Below are 19,732 nucleotides of genomic sequence, written 5' to 3'. Positions count from 1 at the left end.
GACAAAAATGGACAGCCTTCTACACAGACTGTCTATGATGCTGCACGAACAACTAAGAACAAGGCTGTCAATGAGTGTCTATTGTTTGTGAGTCCCCATCAATATATTCCATCACCATGCACCACAAGGCTTCTTCTTGGATGACTTCATCTATCCGCACGATATGGGGATGAGTGCATTTTGCTAGCTTTATCGCTTCATTCAAGAAATCTTGCTGAAATTTAGCAAAATCCGGGCGGCGTTGCACAGTATCATTTAAAGTCTTGATGACAACGTTGCGCTTATTATTATCTCTAGCGCGATAAGTTATACCAAAGCCACCTTCACCTAATTCTTTGTCAATTGTGTATTTGCCGCTTTGCAACTGATTCCCTGATTTCCAAGCCATTACTGACAATGCCAAAATACTGGTGTCAATTATGGCATAAACTGGAAAAATGGCTATGAGTGCGCGATCGCATCAACTACTCTTTGACTATCTCAACCAAATCTTCAATCAAAACATTGAAAGTCCGCGCTAATTTGAATAGTGCAGTCACATCAGCCATTGCCATTCCATCAGACAAGGCATAAGTTTTGATTGTGCCATATGGGACTCCTGAACGTTCAGAAACTTCCTTCAGAGTCCACCCGTGTTCACCAGCAAACTCTCGAATACGTAATTTAACTAATCCCATACTTGACAAACGCCGGCATTTCAACTTTAATATTATTTATAGAAATTCAAAGCGATCGCGCTCCATAAAACCCACAAACTTCTATTTAACCAATGATTGTGAGCATCTACCGATCATGATAACACCGCATTACTACAAGCACATCAACTACTTTTCAACCACATCAAACAAGTCTTCTAGCAAAACATTAAACGTAGAAGCCAACTTTTTTAAGGCAGTCAGGTCAACTGTTGCTCGTTCTGGCAGTCGTGCGTAGGTTTTAATCGTACCGTATGGGACTCCAGAGCGATCGGCTAATTCCTTAAGCGTCCAGCCTTCTTTATCTGTAAACTCTTTAATTCGTAACCTGACCATTCCCATACTTGACAAGCGCCTAATTCTCAGCTTTAATCTAGTATATATTAAAAGCGATCGCTCCCGTCTGACAAACTAAAGCGATCGCCTATAAACCGAAAAACCCAATAACGGGTTCTCCTAACCCGAAGTTCGAGTTGTACTATCCCTAAGTTCGAGTTGTACTAACCTTAAGTTCGAGTTGTACTATGATGATAACACCGCAGCAGGAATCAGAGCCAGTTAATCCGTTAGCAAGATTTGTCACTCCAGAAGCGATCGCTCTACTTCTCAACATCAAAGTCGAGCAAATCAAAGATATCCGCTTGTGGCGATATGTAATTCTGGTAATAGCCCAAGGAAAGACACGGTTTGTCAGTTACGCCGACCTGCCACCGATTATAGAAGCCGAACCGCCAAAAACTCAAGATTTTCTTTGCTGGCGCAAGCGCTGGAAGAAAAGCGAAAGCAAGAAAGCACCAGACTTTTGGTTTAAATTCTATCAGCAGAAATTCATGGAAGCCGTTTGTGTCGCTCAACTTCACACTTGGGGGCAATTGATAGGCTTAATAAAGAGTGCCCTTTCTCAAACAGATATAGAGTCTTTACGGAGTGATTATCTCCAAGTTAAACAAACACTTGTGCTTGTTTCATAATCAGCAAGAGTGCATCTGTTGGGCTTGAAGTTGTTGCGATCGCAGCGAATCTATATAACTGCTGCAAATAAAGCACCTTCCTCGACTTAACCCAAAATTAAATTTTAAATTGCTTCATGGCGTTTCGTTGCGAAAACCTGCCGGAATTGTGACGTTTAAGCTAGAATTGTTAAAGGTTCTTTACAGAGTTTGCATACAATTCCTAATTCTGTTAGATCAACTCAGTATTTATTACAAGTAAGTCTGAAAATTTCCTCTATAGTTCACAGAACGCCCTCTTTTATGACGCTTCCAATCCGTAACGTCGCCATCATTGCCCACGTAGACCACGGCAAAACAACCCTCGTTGATGCACTCCTCAAACAATCCGGCATTTTCCGCGAAGGCGAAGACGTTCCGGATTGCGTTATGGACTCTAACGCTCTTGAAAGAGAGCGAGGTATCACTATTCTTTCTAAAAATACAGCAGTTCGCTACAAAGACACGCTAATCAATATTGTTGACACTCCCGGACACGCTGACTTTGGTGGCGAAGTCGAACGCGTACTTGGGATGGTTGACGGATGTCTTTTGATTGTCGATGCCAACGAAGGTCCGATGCCCCAAACGCGCTTCGTGCTGAAGAAAGCTTTGGAAAAAGGTCTGCGTCCCATCGTTGTGATCAACAAAATTGATCGTGGTCAAGCTGACCCCCACGTTGCTGTTGATAAAGTTTTGGATCTGTTCTTGGAATTAGGGGCAGATGAAGACCAGTGTGATTTTACCTATCTGTTTGCCTCCGGTATGGGAGGTTTCGCCAAGGAAAGCTTGGAAGCAGAATCGGTAGATATGCAACCTTTATTTAATGCGATTCTCCGCCATGTTCCACCACCTGTAGGAGATGCTTCTAAGCCTTTGCAACTGCAAGTCACAACCTTAGATTATTCAGAATATCTCGGACGGATTATCATTGGCAGAATCCACAACGGTACTATCCGCATGGGGCAGCAAGCCGCTTTAATAACAGAAAATGGCAGCATTGTCAAGGGCAAAGTTACCAAATTGATGGGCTTTGAAGGGCTAAAGCGGGTGGAAATGGAAGAAGCAACCGCAGGTTATATTGTGGCGGTGGCTGGTTTCGCTGATGCTTATATTGGGGAAACGATTACTGATCCCAACGATCCGCAAGCATTGCCACTAATTAAGGTGGATGAACCAACTTTGCAAATGACCTTTTGGGTGAATGATTCGCCTTTTGCAGGTCAAGAAGGTAAGTTGGTGACATCTCGACAAGTACGCGATCGCCTTTTCCGCGAACTAGAAACCAACGTTGCTTTGCGGGTGGAAGAAACAGATTCCCCTGATAAATTCTTAGTTTCTGGTCGTGGTGAACTTCACCTGGGTATCTTAATCGAAACCATGCGTCGCGAAGGTTTTGAATTTCAAGTATCCCAGCCACAAGTAATTTACCGCGAAGTCAACGGTCAACCTTGCGAACCTTACGAACTCCTAGTACTGGACATTCCCGTAGATGCAGTTGGTAGCTGTATCGAACGCTTGGGACAACGTAAAGGCGAAATGCAAGACATGCAACCTGGTGGTAATGACCGCACCCAGCTAGAATTTGTCATCCCCGCCCGTGGTTTGATTGGCTTCCGGGGTGAATTCATGCGGATGACTCGTGGTGAAGGCATCATGAACCACAGCTTCCTGGATTACCGTGGTATCAGTGGCGATATTGAGGCACGTAACAAAGGCGTTCTTATCTCCTTTGAAGAAGGCGTTTCCACCTTCTACGCCATGAAGAATGCTGAAGATAGAGGCGCATTCTTTATTATTCCCGGTACCAAAGTTTACAGAGGTATGATTGTCGGAGAACACAATCGTCCCCAAGACTTGGAACTGAACATCTGCAAAACAAAGCAACTTACCAACCACCGCGCTGCCGGCGGTGACGAATTAGTGCAGTTGCAAGCACCAGTGGATATGAGTTTAGAACGCGCTTTAGAGTACATCGGTCCCGATGAATTGGTAGAAGTCACACCTCAATCGATTCGTTTGCGGAAGATGGCGAAGAAGATGGCGAAACGGTAAGTAAAGTTACTTAATTGATTTAGAAAGCCCGCATTAGTGGGCTTTTTATTTTGTTATTTACATGGAGTTATTTTGTTTGATGAGATTGAGGGAATTTTAGAGATCAATATAGAGAATGAGTCAATTAAGGAAATTGAAGCAGTTAAGAACGCAATCCAAAATTTGCGTCGTGATTACAAGCTTGATATTGACATGAATAAAATGATTGACGACTATACTGGATTTCAGGTGGGCTTAGAAAGAATTAAGTATGCAGGGCTTTTAGCTAGTCAAGAAGAAACTCCCGATGAGGCTCAAGCAGAGAACTCAGCTATTTCTGAAGAAGTTATTGAAGAGGTACAAACGGATAAGCTCATTATGGATGAGCAACCACAAGTGGTTAATGAACAAGTACCTACTACCTCTGAGGTAGAAACTGCTGAAGTTTCTGGTAATTCTGCAAGTTCCAACAAAAGAAGGAAGTCCAACTCGCGCCAGTAATATTGAGGTGTGAAGATTTGACTCTCAACGATTGCAGGAGTTTTAGCTAATTATAAGTATTCAGATTACTATTACTTTGCCAGACGAGGTTTACAAGCGAACCCCTGACAAGTGGCTGTGAGATTTAGCAGAGCTAGCTAATCTGGTCATGGGGGGCGATATCCTCCATACTAGGATTTAGACATCTCTTTCACAGAAGTAGCAGCCTATGTTCTTGCAAGAACTCAAAAAGCAGATTTATAAATTATCCGAGAGCGATCGCCTTGCACTAGTGACCGCAATCATTGAATCCCTGCAAGACACCCCCAAGTCCCAACTTGATCGTTCAAGCGCGATTAAACGGATGCGGGGTTTGTTGAAAACAGACCAGCCAGCGCCAACAGATGAAGAAGTCGCGGCAATGCTAGAAGATCGGCGGGTGGAAAAGTATCTCCAGTGAGAGTTTTAATTGATACCAATATCGTTCTAGATTTCCTCTTACAGCGAGAGCCATTTCTACAAAGACAAGAAGCAGTATTCCAAGCGATCGATTCTGGTCGAGTCGTCGGGTATGTCACTGCAACCACACTCACCGACATTTTTTACATTGCCCGAAGACATACTCGTAGTGTCGAACAAGCACGACAGGCAATTTTAGAGACGCTGACTGTAATGGTGATTTGCACCGTCAACCGAGCAATTGTGGAATCAGCATTCACATCGGGCAGGGATGATTTTGAAGATGCAGTCCAAATTGCTTGTGCGGTTGCTCAAGGATTAGAGGCGATTTTGACACGCGATCGGCAAGGTTTTCAAAGTTCAGCCGTGCCTGTTTTATCGGTCAGCCAGCTATTGCAGCAGTTGGAAAACGCTGAAAGTTGAACGGCATAAAATATTGTTGATTGGTTAGAAAGACACATTTCCTATGGGGTGATGAAGCGCGATTGCAACTTTTTTTAATACCCTACGCTTGCCTTTACCAAAACCCAGAAATACTGTGAATTTCTGGTGGTGTTGGGTTAAAAAGGAAACTATGAAAATTATTAAACCCATCACTAACTGGCTAGAAATCCACGCTTGTGCCCCAACATATAGCGGTTGGGTACTAGCGGGAATTGCGATTTGTTTTTTTGGGGCTGGTGTAAATACAATGGCTGGTTGGTTGTATGTTATTAGTGGGGTCAGTTTTGCCCTGCTAATTGTTGCAGCTTTTTTACCACAGCGATCGCTTGTCGGTTTAGTTGTCAAACGTCGTTTCATCAACCCCGTTTCCGCAGGCGACGAACTTACGGTAGAATTAGAAATCCGCAACAACACAAAACAGCCTGTTAACTTGCTGCAAGTCGAGGATATCTTGCCGATTGTTTTGGGCAAACCAATACACCAGCCAATCGAAACGATTCACAGCCAAGGTAGTTACAATTGGGTATACAATCACCCAACTGTGCGCCGGGGTATTTATCGCTGGCAGACAGTCGAACTAGCGACAGGTGCGCCTTTAGGATTGTTTTGGTGTCGTCGTCAGCATGAATGCGCGGCAAAGGCGATCGTTTACCCGACTGTGTTACCTTTGACCAATTGTCCTTTAGTAGACGAAATCGGGCAAGATGATAGCATAAAAAGCGATCCGCGTGGTAAACCCTTTCAAACAGCCACAGCCGGATTAACGCGATCGCTTCGTCCCTACCGCACAGGCGATCCTATTCGTCTCATCCACTGGCGCAGCAGCGCCCGCTACGGAGAATTACGGATACGCGAATTAGAAAAAGTTACAAACGGACAAGATATTGTAATTGCCTTAGATAGTGCTGCAACTTGGGAAGAAGACAACTTTGAACAAGCAGTAATTGCCGCAGCCTCGCTGTATTTTTACGCACAAAGGCAACAAATGCAAGTGCAATTGTGGACAGCAGCTACAGATTTAGTCAAAGGGGAAAAGATGGTTTTGGAAACTTTGGCGGCAACTCATGCAGGAGAAGATAGTATCGCAAAAGCGCCTAATAAGCCTTTAATTTGGTTGACTCCAAATCCGGCGATCGCGTTTCTTCCTAATGGTAGTCGTTGGGTGCTGTGGCAGAATACGTCAACCGTAAATTGGGATTACCCAGGAATTATTATCCAAAGCGATCGCCCACTGCAACTCCAACTACAAACAGGGTACTAAAGACTGGGGACGAAGATATGAGCAGTAAACTGCTCACTACCAAATTTTCACGTTTTAGTTAAACTTTGATGATATTGCAGATTTTGCCGATGCCAGCAAGCCTATTGAAAAACTTAACCAAACTTAAAAACCTGAGAATGGGGAAATCCCCCCAGTAATAGCTCACTGAGGCTGAGGTACAATGCAAAGAAATATTTAAATTATGAGACGCTCCTTCCTATGATCGGACCAGAAGTTAACACAAAATCCAGTGATAAAAACTTAGAGGCAATGCGCCATTTTTCCGAACAATACGCCAAGCGTACTGGAACCTACTTCTGTTCTGAACCCTCTGTAACCGCAGTTGTAATTGAAGGACTTGCCAAGCATAAAGACGACCTAGGGGCGCCTTTGTGTCCTTGTCGTCACTACGAAGACAAAGCAGCTGAGGTAAGCGCGACATTTTGGAACTGTCCTTGTGTACCGATGCGAGAACGCAAAGAATGCCATTGTATGCTGTTTCTCACCTCAGACAACGAGTTTGCTGGTGAAATGCAAGAAATTACTTTAGAAACAATCAAAGAAGTTCGCGATAGTATGGGTTGATGGAAAGCATCCCCAGCGACTTTTGGCAAGGCGTAGAACAGTTCAATTCTGGACAGTTTTACGCCTGTCACGATACTTTAGAGGCTCTGTGGATCGAAGCATCAGAGCCAGAAAAAAGCTTTTATCAAGGCGTTTTACAAATTGCTGTAGCCTTGTATCATCTGAGTAATCGTAACTGGCGAGGCGCAGTAATTTTATTAGGAGAAGGAAGCAATCGCCTGCGACGTTACCCATCAACATACAGCGGTATTGATGTTGACGAACTATTATATCAGAGTGCGGCATTGTTGAGCGCATTACAAAAAGCCGGAGCCGAGAAGATTACCGCTGGTAACTTAGGTGAAGATGAAACCTTGACCTTACCCAAGATTTTAATCGTTAACGAATCAGGGGACTAGAGACAAGGAGGACAAGGAGGACAAGGGGACAAGGAGGACAAGAGAGAGCTTTTTTGAGCTTTTTTGAGCAGAAAGAAATATTTCTTCTTTCTTGCCATGAGTCCCTTTTTCCCTTTCCCCTCCTCAAAAAGATGTGTAATGGCGAAACAATGAGCTTTTAGAAAGCGTCTAGAATTTTAGCCAGCGTTTAATCCACAACTAGTCTAGATTGTGTATTTTATCTCAGACACGACTAAAACTGCGTTACTTTTTATTTCGTAGTAAGCACTTCAGTGCTTAATATAAGCACTAAAGTGCTTACTACGATAAAACACTTAAGATAATTAAAGTAAAAATCAAATTCATCTTAAATCATAAATTACTATCATGCCCTGGTATCAATTGCCTCAATTACACATGCGTCGCTTTGGATTAGCCTTAATCTTACCAGTTGTGTTGGGAACTATAGCCTTTCCCATGCAACTGCAAAGCGCTACAGCACAAACTTCTGGACAACAAGGACGCCCGCTGCAAATTAAGTCTGATATCCAAGAATACGATGCCAAAACGCAAGTAGTAACAGCGCGGGGTAACGTGCAAATGGTTTATCCGGCTCGGCAAATTCAAGCCACAGCTGCCCAGGCTCAATATTTTAGCAAAGAACGCCGCATCGATTTCAGTGGCAACGTTTATATTTTGCAACAGGGTGCTAATAGCATCAGAGCAGAAAAAGTTACATATCTAATTGACGAAGGACGGTTTGTAGCATTACCGCAAAACAATCGCCAGGTAGAATCAATCTATTTGGTGAACGATGCCAACGTTAACGCACCATCTGCTGCACCCGCTCCGAAAACACCGCCTTTCAAGCGTTCCAATTAGAAATAATCGCGCTTGAAAGGGTACATTAGCAGTGAAAATTGTTTTAGAAAACGTCCACAAATCTTACGGCAAGCGAGTTATTGTCAATCGCGTTAACATTTCTGTCGCGACAGGGGAAATCGTCGGTTTGCTCGGACCGAATGGAGCCGGTAAGACAACCACATTTTACATTGCCACAGGTTTAGAAAAACCCGATCATGGAAACGTTTGGTTAGATAGCCAGAATATTACTGGGATACCAATGCACAAAAGGGCGCGTTTGGGTGTTGGCTATTTAGCGCAGGAAGCGAGTATTTTTCGCGCCTTGAGTGTGCGAGATAACATTCTTTTAGTGCTAGAGCAAACCAATGTGCCACGATTAGAATGGTCAGGGAGAGTACAAAATTTATTGCGGGAGTTGCGTTTGGAAAAAGTAGCTAACAGTAAAGGAATTCAACTTTCTGGGGGTGAGCGACGCCGGACGGAATTAGCGAGAGCTTTGGCGGCTGGGCGTTCGGGACCAAAATTTTTGCTTTTAGATGAACCATTTGCTGGAGTCGATCCGATCGCCGTTTCCGAAATTCAGCATATTGTTGCCAGATTGCGCGATCGCAACATGGGTATCCTCATCACAGATCACAATGTCCGCGAAACTCTCGCTATCACAGATCGCGCTTATATCATGCGCGAGGGGCAAATTCTCGCCGCAGGTACAGCTGAAGAACTTTATAATAACCCCCTAGTTCGGCAATATTACTTAGGCGATAACTTCCAGGTCTAGTCATGTGTCATTTGTCCTTTGTCTTTGACCAATGACTAATGACTAATAACTACTGACTAATAATGAAATACAAGCCTTTTTATACCCTAAATTCGCTGCTGCCTTTTTCCATCATGGATCGCTACCTCACCAGCGAATTAATACCGCCATTTTTGTTTGGTGTCGGAGCATTCTCATCAATTGGTGTCACAATTGATGCTGTATTTGAACTGGTGAGAAAAATAGTAGAATCCGGGCTACCAGTAGGAATTGCACTCCAAGTTTTTTTATTAACCCTGCCAAAGTTCATTGTTTTAGCCTTTCCCATGTCTACGCTGCTAGCTACTTTGATGACTTACAGTCGTCTTTCTAGCGAAAGCGAATTGATTGCTCTGCGAGGATGTGGCGTAAGTGTTTATCGCATGGTTTTAACTGCGGTATTTTTAAGTTTGCTGGTTACGGGATTGACATTTGCCTTTAACGAGGAAATTGCACCAGCAGCAAGTTACCAAGCAGCCGTTACTTTAGAAAAAGCATTAAAATCGGACAAGCCACCTATTGCCAAACAAGATAACTTCCTCTATGCAGAAAAGCGAGATGTAAAGCAACCCGATGGTAAAAAGCAAAAAATTCTCACACGCTTATATTACGCCGATCAATTTGATGGCAAGCGCTTCAAAGGTTTGACAATTATAGATCGTTCCGACCAAAAAGAAAAAGCCCAGCAAGGTTTAAGTCAAATTGTCGTCGCAGATTCCGGCGAATGGAATCCATCGGAAAACACCTGGAATATTTACAAAGGTACGATTTATTTAGTAGCTCCTGATAGTTCTTATCGCAATATTGTGCGGTTTGAACAGCAACAATTACAATTGCCTCGCACAGCATTTGAACTAGCAGAAAAAAGCAAAGATTACGACCAGATGAATATCGCTCAAGCGTTAGAACAACTCGAACTAGAACGCCTTGGCGGTGATGAGAAAAAAATTCGCAAACTGAAAATTCGCATTCAACAAAAATTTGCCTTACCGTTTGTATGTGTAGTTTTTGGCTTAGTAGGTGCTGCGATGGGAACCATACCACAGCGCACCGGGCGAGGAACCAGTTTTGGTATTAGTGTCATAGTTATTTTTTCATATTACTTATTTGGTTTTATTACTAGTGCCCTAGGAGAGGCAAATGTTCTCTCTCCCTTTATGGCTGCTTGGTTGCCAGATATTATCGGTTTAGCCACAGGTATATTCTTATTGATGCGAGCTGCCCGCCGATGAATCTCATCATAGAATTACGGTGCGTTACACTGCGTTAACGCACCCGACAAATTTAAGATTTACTGGAAAAATGAACTTTTAGGATCGTAGTTCCGACATTCCGGAGCATCAGGATTTTCCCTACAATATTCCTCAAAAGAAGTTTTAGCTGATACCATACTTTCAGCTTTTTGATGAGCAGCTTCCGCTTGAAGTTCTTCTACTTCATCCCAAGCGGCAGCACAAGCTTTAGAATAAGCACCTCGATCTGTACAAATAGCACGAGCATCTTCAATCGCTTTTTGAATTCTATCCTCCAGCACAAGTCCTTTGGGAGAGTCCACAAAGTCGCTTTTTGTCAAGATGTCAGTAATTGAGATAATGCCCAACAGCTTGCCTTGAATCACGGGTGCTCTACGGATACCAGTATTGGCAAACAACCGCGCTACAAATTCCACACCCAAATCGGGATTGACAACAATGCAAGGCTTGCTCATAATTTCGTAAACCCGCACTGCTTTGGGATCTTTGCCGTAAGCTGTTATCTTGTAGACAATATCTGTTTCAGTAACAATACCATAGGCATCATTTTCATAGCGCCGATCCACAACCAGCGCCCGCAGCCCTTTTTTCTTCAACAGTTCCACAGCTTCCGCTACAGTCGCCGAACCGCGAATGGTAACTACGTCCTTGGTCATGATATCTTCAGCTTTCATCATTGCTATAGCCTCCCGTTAAATAGGATGGTACGGTAGGATCGCGCATTGCTCAACTCTCGCCCACAACAATAAAGTTAGAGCAGCTTTCAACTTTAGATGATATCCAAAGTAACCAAGGCGCAAAACCGAGGATAAATAACTTGACTTTTGTATCGCTTTGCTGTGCAAGTCATCCTAGAACCTAAGAGCGAACATATTTTGACAAGGTGAAAAAAAAGTAAAGTTTCTCACCGAATGCATATACATTATTAATGACGCAGGACTGTGGAAACGTTAGGATTAAATTACAATCCAACTTCAAGTGAGAAATTTCCTTAAGTTCAGACCTGATTTCTAAGCTGAAAAATTATATTTTCATAAAGAAAATTGCTACGCCTTAGTCTGAATGCACTCTTGAAAGCTCGGTTTTGAATTTTTGGAAAGTTTTGCGCTTTTGTGTGTAAATGTAAATTCAAGGATTCGAGTGCCCATGTCACCTCAGCGTTATCCCCCCGCTTACTTACGTTACCTCAAAGCCAGGTTATGGAATTTCAGTAGACCGGCTTTTTGGGGAACAGCTATATTTTTATCTGTGCTAGGGCTCTTCATTCGAGAATATTGGGCAAACCCAGATTTTTTAGCGTTTTTGCAAAATAATAAGCAAGCTGCTACACCAAAGCCTGCTGATTCATCTCTTTCAGATGAAGATAGAGCGATCGCAGCTGATATTGATAATTTACCAGTACTGATTAATGACGCTCAACAATCAAATTTGCTAGTAGCGCCCAGCACGCGAAAGGAAAAAAGTCAAGACAATAACAGCAAAAGCTTATTAGATGATTTAATTAGCAAACAGCAGGAAGCTGCTAAAAATGCTAAGTCAAATCCTGGGGGAATAGTTGATAATGTACCTGCTTCAAACGTGACAAATCCTTTTGTGGCACAAGCAGAAACTTTATTGCAAGCCGGGACTGCTAATACTGGTAGCCAGTTATTTGGTGTCAAGTCAACAGATACATCGTCATATCAACCAGGTATAGCAGGAAGTTCCTCTAACTTAGGGATTGGATCGGCTCAAACCAACAATAATCAAAATCCTGCCCCAATCAGCGCTTTACAAACAGCAATCAACTCTTCGACACAGAACCCGTCAATAAATAATACTACTTCTAACCAGACAAGTCCTATTGGGCGATCGCTACCCAGCAACGATTTACCTAATCAGGGTTTCTCTGCAAACACTCAATTGAATACAAACCCCAACGATCCCATCACTACAACAAGTTACCAAAATCCAACAGTCACGAATCAGCCGCAAAATAACTACACAAATTTCCCTGGTTCTCAGTCTGGGACAAGTTACACTCAGCCCACAGTCACGAATCAACCGCAAAATTACTACACTAACTCTGGTACTCAGCCTGGGACAAACTACCAAAAGCCAACAGTAACCAACCAGCCGCCAAATTACTACGGTAATTTTAATAATGTTCAGCCATTGCCGAGCGTAGTAACACCAACATCAACGGTATCGCCGGGAACTTATGCGGCACCGAATAATATTACACCATACTCTCCCCAGGCTCCGAATCAAGGTACTGTCCAGCCAAGTAACCAAGTAGGATATGGTAATGGCAATTCTTATCCCAGCTTGCCGCAAGTTCAATCATCTCAGTCTAATCTCACAGTTCCTCCCCTGTCAGCAGGACAGTATGGTGGAGTTAAGATTAATGGTTACACCTATCCTTAACGAGTTGTACCAGACGCGGTAGAGACGTTCAGGTGGAACGTCTGTACAAGAGTAGCAAGTATTCACAGAATCCATGTAGGTCAACCAGGTATTGCTTCATAGCCGTTTTATGTTTATGCGATCGCCCTGCGGCTAATTTCTCTGCCCTCAGAGAAGCGCACATTCAATATACCCCATCAGTTTTTACGACCGAACGCAACTGCGTATTATATGCCTGGGTATAAAAAAGAGACTAATATTTTTCAGCTATGCCTGAAGACACCTAGCATTATCGCTCTTAAGTTAGATGTTGTGGGGTATAACCCCATATTTAATATTTAAAGAAAGAATTAATTGATGATTATGCGCTATTATCAATCATATCTCAAAAGTTTATTTGATATTTAACAAATGCGACGCTTATGAGAATCGTGTCTTGTAAAGTAGCCTTACGAGGCGTTACCCGTATTAATGAAAGTAAATATTGGCTAATGAATGCAGAGCATCAAGCGCTGTCTCACCGCTGCAAAGTCTTTGCATCCTAACTTCATCTGAAATTAGGAATGTATGACTTAGGCATTTTGCTCATCAAGTGCAGCTATATGGACTAACAACATGTTGCATTCGTAGTGCAGTTGTGTAGTCTAGCTGTCTAGTGTGTGGGCGATCGTCAAGGGTATTTTTTCCCATTTTTTCCCAGGCATTGCATAAAGAAATGGTATCAGACCTAATTAAAAATACGGAGGCAAAGCTCTTTCAGCTTATCTTCCGTAACCCGTGCTGGTAGGGCTATGCTGACACATCAGATTTTTGGCAATGCCTAAGTCCTAGAATCTTCAACTTAAAATTTTCCGGCTAGAAATAAAGCTGCCCAAAAGCATGAGCGTAACGTTGTGTGTTCCCCGTTAGTGATACGCATTTTTTGAGATAAACCAGCAATTTCGATTGCTACACCCTGTCCTGATCGGATTATCTAACGGAGATTTTCAATGAATATATTTGTGCGCTTTTTTGGCGCAGCGGCTTTTGCTATATATGCAGTAGCCGCTGTATCTGATGTTGCTTTTTCACAGGAGGCTCCGACTGCTTCCCCTAAGAGAATAACACAGAAAATTTGCTCTAGTGATGCAGTGGAGAATTTGTTACCTCCATTAAGCCAGCCAAGTAATTCTCCAATTTCCTACCTGGCGCAGCAAGGTTTTATACAAAACAGTGACGGTTCGTGGGTTTGTTATGCGAATGACCCGAAAAAGGAAGGACGCTATTACACCCTCTTAAAGGTTCAACAGATAGATGGAAAGCTGGTGGCAAGTTCTTTCCTCGAACAGGGCAGTTTGATTGAGGGGCAAGAAAACCGCAGCTTAGATTTCTTCATGACGCTTGTTGATAACTATACAAATACAACCCGGAACAACCGTGAAAGTATACGTAAGTATTTGGAGACATTTATATCGCTAGTACGCTCCGGGAAGATACAGGCTTCACGCCGTGGTTATCTGTTTGACCAACCCAGCCGTAGTTTTGTAATGTACCACCCGCTTAATGCGGGAGAACTCAAGGGTACGGGGATTACCATAAACATCAATTCACCGTCTAACTTGGGTTCTAGCCAAGTCCGTTAGGTTAAGTCCAATTTTATTTGGTGGAGGTTAATTGTGTTGAAGTCAGTCGTAAACAGGGTTGCGTTGTCATTGTTCGCAGTAATGGCAGTTATTCAGCCTGCTTCGGCTCAACTGAATATAGGACGTTATGGTGTTCAACCAGGATTGGAGCAAAATTATCTCCAGTACCAACTATCGGGCAAAAGTCTCAGTCAGATGCGAGTTATTCCTGGGTGTCTTACAGGATTTGGACTTGGTTGCAACAAGACTGGAGAGGTACTCCAACAATTAGTTGAACAAAATAACAAAACTAGCTACTCCAACCTTTTGATACGTGCAGCCGGTGGAGAGCAAAACTTCCGTAATTTTTCTAACTTCTACGGTAACAACCCCCGTCTGCCTGAAGTTCCATATTCGTCTTTTTGGCAAAACGATGCCAGAAACATTATGGATGGCTATCAGTATGTTCTGGGGCAACAGCTTAATCGGACTCCGGTAGAAAATCTGGGACTGATAACCAAGAACTTCTACTGGTCACCATTATCGGGAGACAATAACTCACTCAGTCTCCGGAGTGGATTGCTGGACTTGAAATACTCTTATGGGCGTCTGCTTTTAGAAGAGGTTTCCAAAATTCCTAACCTTGAGCAGCAGATTCAATCTTTAGGTTTGCCAAAAGAAGTGACGCAGTATTACTTGGGTAACTTCTCTAGAGGTTTCCAAGCGTTAAATGCAGGAAATGAGAATGCACTCAAAGACAGCATTTTACACATACTTTCCGTTCCCTTCTCCCCCGAAGGAGGAGAATACGGGCGTCCCTTTGCGGGAATTCCGAATGAGTTTGATTCGCTATACGGGCAAGGTTTAGAAGGAAATACCTTTTTGGGTGGTCCTGTAGTCACGTTGGAGCCAGAAGCGATAAGCGTTGATATTCCTTCTTTCTCAGAAGGATATGCCTTGATTCCAGGTGGTTCCGGTAATCAGTTCCCTACTTGGGTATTAGGAATTCTTCCCCTAGGACTGCTTTTCTTTTTATTGTCCAGTGGAGGAGATAGTGGAGATAGTTCCGGTTCAAGAGGGACTCTTATTTCCAGCGGTGGAGAAACTGGTGTCACTCCTCCCCCTCCCCCTAGCCCTAGCCCTACCGTATGCCCTACTATGTCTGGTGGCAATGGTGTTGCTAATAATCAGAGTGCCAATGGTTCTTGTTCTAACCCGATACTTCCGGGACCGGAAATTAAGAAAGTACCAGAGCCATCAGCAGTAAGTGCTATTTTGCTACTGACTATTGTGCTTTGCTTGCTGAAAAACAACCAGAGGCGATACTCAAAGCAGAGTCGCTGCGCGATGAGGATGCGATCGCTTTAATCATTGTACCTGGCACAGGTGCGGGGTTGTGCGTACAAAGTCCGCAGAACATCGCGGACTAAAAATAATCAGGATGATTTGAGGCGATCGCTTTTTTGTGGGATAAGTTACGATTACCTGACATCTTGCACCAGTTATATTTTCAAGCAGAAAAAGAACTAAGTATTTTTCGATTTTTCGATTGCGCTTTTTTTCCCGAGGGACTGTAAGTTCTTGCATAAAGATATAAGTTACGCCCCTTTTTCAGTCGGAAGGAACGCAAAGACATGACTTTCACTAGCAACGATTTTTCTAGTCAAAATTGGAACGGTCGAAATCTCTGTAACCAAAATTTATCAGGATATAAACTTATCCGTACACAAATAAATGGGGGGAATTTAAGAAATTCTATCCTAGATGGAGCCGACTTAGAATATGCTCAATTGTCTGGAGCCGACTTAACTAATGCTAGCTTACGTGGCGCGGATCTACGTAATGCTAATTTAGAATTTGCTCAGTTAGAAAATACCGATTTTCGTGGCGCAAATGTACAAGGAACTCTATTTAAACACAACACAGGACTTTCGGAAGAAAGCAAAGCTGTACTAAAAGAAAGAGGAGCGATATTTAATGGAGACTCCATAACAATAGACCGTAAATGGTGGGTAGAGAAGGTTTTTATTCCTGTTACTGCATTACTGATAGGCAGTAGCGGAATAGTAGGGGTTTTGCAACTTTTACAACAAAAAACAGTAAACCCTCACTCTCCACCCCCTTCTATCGAGAAGACCCAACCACCACGTAGATAAAGAGGAAATACGGGTTTGGCGAATAGTATAATTTGGTGGTAAAGATGAAGCTCTAGTCATTATCAGTTCTGGGTTCCCGTAATAAAATTCCCAGACGGTAATTATGCGTTTTCTGTCAATAATAGCTAGTATCAATCGCCATGTCTCAACATCACTTACACCGATGCACTCAATAAAGACACAATATACTGATTAAGGCTTACACCTTCATTTTCAGCAGTCTCAGCCAAACGACGATGTAAAGATTTGGGCATTCGTACCAGTAGCTTACCACTGTAGCTATCATCATTACACGGGTTAGGAATATCGTCGCCAGCTTCGTAAGCCGTCTCAATCCACAATTCCCGCGCCTCATTTATATTCGCCATTGTCTCTTCTAAGGTATCACCTTGAGTGAGACATCCTGGCAAATCTTTAATTTGAGCGACATATCCCCCTTCCGGATCGGGGTAAAGTGTGACTGGATACTGAAGGTTCAAATAATATTCTAAGGACGGCTTCTCAATCTGCTTGTTCTTCTGGTTCAGTGTCTTCATTACTCCACTCTTCTAAATTTAATAGCTGAATAATTTGCTGGACATAGACTTTTTTAACTTTTTGTCCGCCTTTTTTTGGTATTGTTACCTTTCTACCTTCCAAGTCTCGAAAACTATGATGGCTACCCTTTGACCTTGTTTCTTCAAAACCAAAAGCTTCTAATAAATAGCGCACATCCTCAAACCGCACTTTTGGCGATCGCTTGAGGAATTCCTGCACTAATTTATTTAGTTTGCTCATTTAAATATAAAATTCTAATAATACTATATGTAGTATCATCAAAATGCTGTAATAATAACTCTCCTATTCATCTGGTGTAGGGTGCGTTAGGCGAAGCCGTAACGCACCCTACCGAATTAATAACTAACGCACCCTACCAAGGCTAATAATTATTTAAACTGCTTAATTATCGCCTCCGCAAACTCTGAACACTTCAACGGTTCCACCGGCGGAGATAGCAAACGCGCTAAATCATAGGTAACTTCACCCTGCGCGATCGCATTCCCCAATCCTTTCTTTATCAAGTCCGCTGCTTCTTGCCAACCCATATATTCCAGCATCATCACCCCTGACAATATCACCGAACCGGGATTTATCCGATCTAATCCAGCGTGTTTGGGTGCGGTGCCGTGGGTAGCTTCAAATATCGCACAAGCATCGCCAATATTTGCCCCAGGTCCCATCCCCAATCCCCCAACAATCGCTGCTGCTGCATCAGATAAATAATCGCCGTTCAAGTTCATTGTCGCCAAAATCGAATACTCATCTGGTCGAGTCTGAATTTGTTGAAAAATACTATCAGCAATGCGATCGTTCACCATCACCTTATCTTTCCACTTTCCATTGCCGTGACTTGACCAAATTTCATTAAGAACTGTTTCAACTTCCTTGACAATTTGCGCTTTTTTCTCTTCAGTTAAACCATCGTACCCAGGATCGATCATCCGGGCGTTTTCTTCTAAGCTGATGTCGGAATTTTTCTCTTTATTACTCAAAATCCAAGATTCGCGTTCGGTGACACACTCGTTGCGAAACTCGCTCTGTACTAATTCGTAACCCCAATCGCGAAAAGCGCCTTCGGTGTACTTCATAATGTTGCCTTTATGCACCAAAGTCACCATTTGCTTGTTTTTCGGCAAAAGCAAGGCGTGTTTCATTGCACGGCGTACAAGGCGCTGGGAACCCTTTTTGCTGATGGGTTTGATGCCAATACCCGAATCGAGGGGAATTTGCTTTTTACCGTGTTCTGGGGTGGCGGGGATCAATTCTTCATTGAGGATTTTGATGAGGCGATCGCCTATTTCGCTTCCTTGTCGCCATTCAATTCCTAAATAAATATCCTCCGTATTCTCCCGATAAACAATCACATCGAGTTTTTCGGGATTTTTGTGCGGTGAAGGCGTACCTGCATAATAACGGCAAGGACGCACGCAGGCGTAAAGGTCAAAAATTTGGCGCAATGCCACGTTTAAAGAACGAATTCCACCGCCGATGGGAGTTGTCAGCGGTCCCTTTATCGCCACACCATATTCTTTAATCGCCGTGAGAGTATCTTCTGGTAAATACTGATATGTTCCGTATAATTCGCAAGCTTCATCACCCGCGTAAACCTTAAACCAGCTAATTTGCCGCGTGCCTTTGTATGCTACTTCTACCGCAGCATCAAGTACCTTTTGGGCTGCGGGCCAAATATCTATTCCTGTGCCATCGCCGCGAATAAAAGGGATAATTGGATTATCAGGCACAATCGGTTCAGTGTTAGAAAAAGAGATTTTTGCTCCGGTTGTGGGGGGGGTAATCTTGTCGTACATATATTACACACTCCTAATAAATACGCTGCCGATGAAGTTGAGAAAATGGTTCTTGAGAGTGACGGCAGATTGTACTGTGTCTTGTTTTCACCCATTTATGAGGCGGAAAATTTACCCTTATTCCCCGTGTAGGTTAAAAAACAAAGGTAAGGGATTCGGTCAAACCATTGCTTTTTGTACGCTCAAAAATAGTAAACTACATTTCGCTATCAATGCTTCAGCTTACAGAATGCACGGCTATAGCGATCGCTCTATTACGCTAACACTCCGGAAATTGCATGACAGACCCAATGATTGTACCAGGCACTGCTAATGACATCGACCTTCTACTTCAACAGTTAATCGCTGGGTCTATCGGTGTCCAACAACAACTGATTGTACAGCTCTCAGACCTCGGTGATGAAGGATTGCACGCATTGATGGAGTTTTTACTAAAACGTCGTGAGACTAAAGCGACTTGGATTGATGGCAATGCCTACCAAGTCCTCTACAAGTCTAATGCACCCAAAGCAAAAGAATTTCTACTCTCCTATTTCCCTGAGGGAATTGTACCTCTAAAATCAGAGTGCGGGATTGATTACAATCCTTTGCAACAGCTACTTGCCGTCCAAGACTTTCAAGCAGCCGATCGCCTGACTTTGCAAAAAATGTGCGAACTCGCAGGACCAACGGCTGTCCAAAGAAAATGGTTGTATTTTACCGAGGTAGAAAATTTTCCCATTACTGACTTACAGACGATTAATCATCTGTGGTTAGTTCACTCTCAAGGCAAATTTGGCTTTTCAGTACAGCGAGAAATTTGGTTGGGATTAAGTAAAAATTGGGAGAACTTTTGGTCAAAAATTGGCTGGAAAAATGGCAACAATTGGACACGTTATCCTAACGAGTTTACCTGGGATTTAAGCGCACCCAAAGGTCATTTACCGCTTTCTAATCAACTGCGTGGGGTGCGTGTAATTGCTTCTTTATTTTCTCATCCAGCTTGGACTAATGCAAAATAAACAC

At 43.1% G+C, this 19,732-nt stretch carries 23 protein-coding genes; 16 read left to right on the top strand and 7 right to left on the bottom strand.

Annotated elements, in window-relative coordinates; translation table 11 throughout:
• Nucleotides 1–67: 67 nt before the first annotated feature.
• The 3 genes from PI95_RS02105 to PI95_RS02095 form a co-directional block, all read right to left on the bottom strand.
• The gene (locus PI95_RS02105) at nt 68–388 is read right to left on the bottom strand and encodes a protein kinase domain-containing protein (RefSeq protein WP_236116891.1); all 321 of its coding nucleotides are present in this window, start codon (nt 386–388) and stop codon (nt 68–70) included.
• A 76-nt stretch (nt 389–464) separates the two neighbouring features.
• A complete protein-coding gene (locus PI95_RS02100) occupies nt 465–677 on the bottom strand; it encodes a helix-turn-helix domain-containing protein (RefSeq protein ID WP_039748520.1) in 213 nt (70 codons plus the stop codon).
• Nucleotides 678–824: 147 nt separating this feature from the next.
• A complete protein-coding gene (locus tag PI95_RS02095; RefSeq protein ID WP_039748521.1) occupies nt 825–1,037 on the bottom strand; it encodes a helix-turn-helix transcriptional regulator in 213 nt (70 codons plus the stop codon).
• A 182-nt stretch (nt 1,038–1,219) separates the two neighbouring features.
• Between PI95_RS02095 and PI95_RS02090 the strand changes: the two genes are divergently transcribed.
• The 11 genes from PI95_RS02090 to PI95_RS02040 all read left to right on the top strand — a co-directional run bounded on the left by PI95_RS02090 (nt 1,220) and on the right by PI95_RS02040 (nt 10,216).
• Entirely contained in the window at nt 1,220–1,666 is a 447-nt protein-coding gene (locus tag PI95_RS02090; RefSeq protein ID WP_039748522.1) for a hypothetical protein, read from the top strand.
• 282 nt (nt 1,667–1,948) lie between these two features.
• Nucleotides 1,949–3,739, top strand: a complete 1,791-nt coding sequence (gene typA / locus PI95_RS02085; protein WP_039748525.1) for a translational GTPase TypA — start codon at nt 1,949–1,951, stop codon at nt 3,737–3,739.
• Nucleotides 3,740–3,775: 36 nt separating this feature from the next.
• Entirely contained in the window at nt 3,776–4,219 is a 444-nt protein-coding gene (locus tag PI95_RS02080; protein WP_039748527.1) for a hypothetical protein, read from the top strand.
• Between the two features lie 208 nt (nt 4,220–4,427).
• Nucleotides 4,428–4,658, top strand: a complete 231-nt coding sequence (locus PI95_RS02075) for a hypothetical protein (protein WP_039748529.1) — start codon at nt 4,428–4,430, stop codon at nt 4,656–4,658.
• Nucleotides 4,655–5,080 carry a PIN domain-containing protein gene (locus PI95_RS02070; protein WP_039748531.1) on the top strand — a complete coding sequence of 142 codons (426 nt, stop codon included), beginning with the start codon at nt 4,655–4,657 and terminating at the stop codon, nt 5,078–5,080. The genes PI95_RS02075 and PI95_RS02070 overlap by 4 nt, the downstream gene beginning before the upstream one ends.
• Nucleotides 5,081–5,231: 151 nt before the next feature.
• Nucleotides 5,232–6,362: a DUF58 domain-containing protein gene (locus tag PI95_RS02065; protein ID WP_039748533.1), complete on the top strand. Its 1,131-nt coding sequence runs from the start codon at nt 5,232–5,234 to the stop codon at nt 6,360–6,362.
• 219 nt (nt 6,363–6,581) lie between these two features.
• A complete protein-coding gene (locus PI95_RS02060) occupies nt 6,582–6,947 on the top strand; it encodes a ferredoxin thioredoxin reductase catalytic beta subunit (RefSeq protein WP_039748536.1) in 366 nt (121 codons plus the stop codon).
• Entirely contained in the window at nt 6,947–7,345 is a 399-nt protein-coding gene (locus tag PI95_RS02055) for a DUF309 domain-containing protein (RefSeq protein WP_373695663.1), read from the top strand. The genes PI95_RS02060 and PI95_RS02055 overlap by 1 nt, the downstream gene beginning before the upstream one ends.
• A 363-nt stretch (nt 7,346–7,708) precedes the next feature.
• Nucleotides 7,709–8,206 carry an LptA/OstA family protein gene (locus PI95_RS02050; protein WP_039748539.1) on the top strand — a complete coding sequence of 166 codons (498 nt, stop codon included), beginning with the start codon at nt 7,709–7,711 and terminating at the stop codon, nt 8,204–8,206.
• 31 nt (nt 8,207–8,237) lie between these two features.
• Entirely contained in the window at nt 8,238–8,966 is a 729-nt protein-coding gene (lptB, locus tag PI95_RS02045) for an LPS export ABC transporter ATP-binding protein (RefSeq protein WP_039748541.1), read from the top strand.
• Between the two features lie 113 nt (nt 8,967–9,079).
• Entirely contained in the window at nt 9,080–10,216 is a 1,137-nt protein-coding gene (locus PI95_RS02040; RefSeq protein ID WP_039749021.1) for an LptF/LptG family permease, read from the top strand.
• A 59-nt stretch (nt 10,217–10,275) separates the two neighbouring features.
• On the opposite strand, the gene PI95_RS02035 is transcribed toward PI95_RS02040, so the two are convergent.
• On the bottom strand, nt 10,276–10,914 hold the full coding sequence (locus tag PI95_RS02035) for a CP12 domain-containing protein (protein WP_200819174.1): 639 nt from the start codon (nt 10,912–10,914) through the stop codon (nt 10,276–10,278).
• Between the two features lie 469 nt (nt 10,915–11,383).
• Here PI95_RS02035 and PI95_RS02030 point away from each other — a divergent pair, with 469 nt between their 5' ends.
• From PI95_RS02030 to PI95_RS02015, 4 genes are all read left to right on the top strand, one after another.
• Nucleotides 11,384–12,643, top strand: coding sequence for a hypothetical protein (locus PI95_RS02030; protein WP_052325274.1), 1,260 nt, complete (start codon nt 11,384–11,386; stop codon nt 12,641–12,643).
• A 968-nt stretch (nt 12,644–13,611) separates the two neighbouring features.
• The gene (locus PI95_RS02025; RefSeq protein ID WP_039748544.1) at nt 13,612–14,244 is read left to right on the top strand and encodes a type 1 periplasmic-binding domain-containing protein; all 633 of its coding nucleotides are present in this window, start codon (nt 13,612–13,614) and stop codon (nt 14,242–14,244) included.
• A gap of 81 nt (nt 14,245–14,325) precedes the next feature.
• On the top strand, nt 14,326–15,591 hold the full coding sequence (locus tag PI95_RS02020) for a hypothetical protein (protein ID WP_236116890.1): 1,266 nt from the start codon (nt 14,326–14,328) through the stop codon (nt 15,589–15,591).
• A gap of 266 nt (nt 15,592–15,857) precedes the next feature.
• Nucleotides 15,858–16,379 (top strand): pentapeptide repeat-containing protein, encoded by a 522-nt coding sequence (locus PI95_RS02015; protein ID WP_052325275.1) that lies wholly within the window; start codon nt 15,858–15,860, stop codon nt 16,377–16,379.
• A 155-nt stretch (nt 16,380–16,534) separates the two neighbouring features.
• On the opposite strand, the gene PI95_RS02010 is transcribed toward PI95_RS02015, so the two are convergent.
• The 3 genes from PI95_RS02010 to PI95_RS02000 all read right to left on the bottom strand — a co-directional run bounded on the left by PI95_RS02010 (nt 16,535) and on the right by PI95_RS02000 (nt 18,727).
• Nucleotides 16,535–16,915 carry a type II toxin-antitoxin system HicB family antitoxin gene (locus tag PI95_RS02010; protein WP_039748548.1) on the bottom strand — a complete coding sequence of 127 codons (381 nt, stop codon included), beginning with the start codon at nt 16,913–16,915 and terminating at the stop codon, nt 16,535–16,537.
• Nucleotides 16,881–17,156, bottom strand: a complete 276-nt coding sequence (locus PI95_RS02005) for a type II toxin-antitoxin system HicA family toxin (RefSeq protein ID WP_163518512.1) — start codon at nt 17,154–17,156, stop codon at nt 16,881–16,883. The genes PI95_RS02010 and PI95_RS02005 overlap by 35 nt, the downstream gene beginning before the upstream one ends.
• Before the next feature lie 149 nt (nt 17,157–17,305).
• A complete protein-coding gene (locus PI95_RS02000) occupies nt 17,306–18,727 on the bottom strand; it encodes an NADP-dependent isocitrate dehydrogenase (RefSeq protein ID WP_039748550.1) in 1,422 nt (473 codons plus the stop codon).
• Nucleotides 18,728–19,005: 278 nt separating this feature from the next.
• Here PI95_RS02000 and PI95_RS01995 point away from each other — a divergent pair, with 278 nt between their 5' ends.
• Nucleotides 19,006–19,728: a GUN4 domain-containing protein gene (locus PI95_RS01995; RefSeq protein ID WP_039748552.1), complete on the top strand. Its 723-nt coding sequence runs from the start codon at nt 19,006–19,008 to the stop codon at nt 19,726–19,728.
• Nucleotides 19,729–19,732 lie beyond the last annotated feature (4 nt).

Origin of the sequence: Hassallia byssoidea VB512170, from assembly GCF_000817785.2 — a bacterium.
Lineage (GTDB): Bacteria > Cyanobacteriota > Cyanobacteriia > Cyanobacteriales > Nostocaceae > Hassallia > Hassallia carrinoi.
This window is presented reverse-complemented; position numbering and strand designations above follow the sequence as displayed.